Here is a 1,719-nt window from a genome sequence, read left to right as displayed (position 1 = left end):
TGGAAATTTCATAAAGGCCCAAGTAACCTTGCCTATCAACAAGAGTTTAACGATAAAAACTGGGAGAGTGTAACTGTGCCTCACGACTGGGCAATCTATGGTCCTTTTGATAAGGAGATAGATAAACAAATGGTGGCTATTATGCAAAATGGCGAGAAAGTTCCAACTGAAAAAACTGGCAGAACAGGTGCACTGCCTTATGTTGGCGAAGGCTGGTATAGGAATAACTTTACCCTTCCAAACTTTAAAACCGGACAAAAAGTAATCATCTTATTTGAAGGCGCCATGAGTGAACCTAAGGTCTTCCTGAACGGTAAAAAAGTTGGGGAATGGAATTATGGCTATAACTATTTTTATTTTGACATCAGCAATGATGTAAAAGCAGGAGCGAAAAATACGCTGGCCGTACAATTGTCGAATCAGCCTTTATCTTCACGTTGGTATCCGGGTGCTGGGCTATACCGTAACGTGCGCATCATTGTTAAAAACCAGGAGAGCATTGACCAGTGGGGAACTTATATCACCACACCATTGATTAATGCAGAGGTAGCGAAAGTAAATATCAAAACCAAAGTAACAGGCCAAAACCTTCGCTTAAACACTTATATCCTCAATGCAAAAGGAGATACCGTTGCCAAACAACAGACCGAGACGATTTTTGGTAATGAATTCGATCAAAATATTGCCGTTACCAAACCTCAGCTATGGAGCCCTGAAACACCATATCTGTATACAGCGGTTACTAAATTATATGCAGGTAATGTGCTGAAAGATGAAACGACTACACGTTTCGGCATCCGTGAGATCAAATACCAACCTAATATTGGCTTCAGCTTAAATGGCAAAGTGCGCAAATTTAAAGGCGTGTGTTTACACCATGATTTAGGACCTTTGGGCACTGCAATTAATATAGCAGCCTTGCGCAGACAGTTACAGATTTTGAAAGATATGGGCTGTGATGCCATCAGAAGTTCTCACAATATGCCTTCTTTAGAGCAATTGGCACTATGTGATGAAATGGGCTTTATGTTTTTAGCTGAAACTTTTGATGAATGGGCAAAGCCAAAAGTTCAAAATGGCTACCACCGTTTCTTTGAAAAGGATGCTGAAAAAGATGTGGTAAACTTGATTCATGCCACACGTAACCATCCTAGTATTGTGATGTGGAGCTCAGGTAATGAAGTCCCTGATCAATTTGGGAGTGAAGGGGTAAAACGTGCCAGATGGCTGCAGGATATCTTTCACCGTGAAGATCCTACCCGCCCCGTTACCGTTGGTATGGACCAGGTTAAAGCAACAATGGCATCTGGCTTTGGTGCTGTATTAGATGTGCCGGGTTTAAATTATAGAGTACATTTATATGAGGATGCCTTTAAAGCATTTCCTCAAGCCATGATATTAGGTTCAGAAACAGCCTCTACAGTAAGTTCAAGAGGTGTATATAAATTCCCAATCGTAAAAGGCGCAGATGTGCAGCACGCTGACCACCAGTCGTCGTCGTATGATATGGAATATTGCAGCTGGTCGAACTTGCCTGAAGATGATTTTATTTTACAGGACACCAAGCCATGGGTCATTGGTCAATTTGTATGGACAGGCTTTGACTATTTAGGCGAACCTACACCTTATGATAATGAATGGCCATCACGCAGTTCTTATTTTGGGATCAATGATTTAGCTGGCTTACCAAAAGACCGTTTTTATTTATACCGCAGTCAG

Annotated in this window: 1 protein-coding gene; it reads left to right on the top strand. The window is 41.4% G+C overall.

Annotated features, from left to right (window positions below; all coding sequences use genetic code 11):
* Positions 1-1,719 (top strand): glycoside hydrolase family 2 TIM barrel-domain containing protein (locus ACR2F7_RS01915; RefSeq protein ID WP_432711922.1); only part of this gene is annotated, 1,719 nt, incomplete at both ends.

It is taken from the genome of Pedobacter sp. (assembly GCF_045628745.1).
GTDB lineage: Bacteria > Bacteroidota > Bacteroidia > Sphingobacteriales > Sphingobacteriaceae > Pedobacter.
Note: the sequence above shows the minus strand (reverse complement) of the source record. Positions and strands in the feature narration are given on the sequence as shown.